We start from the raw sequence: 1,335 nt of genomic DNA on the forward strand, positions 1-1,335 counted from the left end.
GTCTCGGCTTCGCCGAGCCACCTCTCCCCCGATCGACGGGGTAGAGGAAAGGCGCCAAGCTTTTGCCGTTAACGCTCGTCCAGCAACGCTCCCTTCCTTTCCCTCCGGAGGGGGGAAAGGTGGCGCTGCGAAGCAGCGACGGATTGGGGGAAGCCGGTCTACAAACGCGATGCCGCCAACGCTGAGACGACCGGGCAGGTCTCCGCTTAAGTCAGATAAGACACGGTCTGCTACCAGCCAGCGCCTATTTCACCGACATGCTGGGCCCACCCTCAACAGCCAGCACCAGCCGGCGGTTGGTTATCCTTGCCAGTTGCGCCAGGCGCCCGGCCGGCCGCTCGCCATAGAGATCGGCCAGCGACGCCGGCAAGACCAGCGCCAGCACGCCGTTGGCGCGCTGTTCCCATTTCAGCCTGGGCATGATGCCGGGCATCGACGCCGTCAGCAGGTAGACGACGCGCATCATCGCGGCGAGTACGCGCGCCCGCTCCAGATAACGCGGCGGCGCCAGCGCCTTGATCTCGGGGGCGATGGCTTCGTTGAAAATGCCGTCGTGACGATAGGCGTTGGCCATGGCCAGGAAAGCGCGGCCGGGATGGTCGACGCCGAAGAAGGAGGCGTGCGCAATGATGTTGAGCGATTGCTTGCCGCGATATTCGGGGTGCGCGCGCCAGCCGATATCGGCCAGCAATGCGGCCGCGTGGCGGTAGCGCGCCTCGTCCTCGGTCTCGTCGATGCCGAAGGCGGCAAAGGTTTTGGCGGTCCAGTCGACAAGTTCATGCGCATGGGTGACGGAGCGCGAGCGCAGGCGTGCAAGCTCCTCCGAGGCCGAAATCAGCGGATCGGCCTTCTGCTCCGCCTCGTCGAGCAGCGAATAGAGAAAGCCTTCGCGCACGCCGAGCGCCGAGACGATGATCTTCGACGGCTGCATCGCCGCCATGATCTCCTGCAGCACGACGGCGCCATAGGGCAGCAGCGAACGGCGGTTCTTGGAAACGCCTTCGATGCCCTTGACCTTCTCGATCTCGGCTTTGGCCACCTGCTTGAGGAAATTCGCCGCGCTTTCGGCCGAGATCTCGTAATGGTGCATGACACCAAGCGGATAGTTGGTCATTTCCATGTGCAGCCGGGCGAGATTTCGCCAGGTGCCGCCGACGGCGTAGAAGGGCCTGCCCTGCCCGCCTTTCAACAGCTTGGCCTTCGCCAGTTCGTCACGCGCGATCTTCGCCGCCTGAGTCAGCGAGTTCTTCGCCATGTCCTGCAGGCGCAAGCCGCCCAGCGGCAGCGTGATGCCGTCGCCGATCGCTTCGCCGGCGACGTCGACCAGTTCGAGAC

General features: G+C 64.7%; 1 protein-coding gene. It reads right to left on the reverse strand.

The features are described 5' to 3' along the window. Nucleotides 1–244 precede the first annotated feature (244 nt). On the reverse strand, nucleotides 245–1,335 hold a 1,091-nt coding region (locus EOB59_RS34835), incomplete at its 5' end, for a Ppx/GppA phosphatase family protein (protein WP_164895864.1).

Origin of the sequence: Mesorhizobium sp. M7A.F.Ca.MR.176.00.0.0 (assembly GCF_004023165.1) — a bacterium.
Taxonomy (GTDB): domain Bacteria; phylum Pseudomonadota; class Alphaproteobacteria; order Rhizobiales; family Rhizobiaceae; genus Mesorhizobium.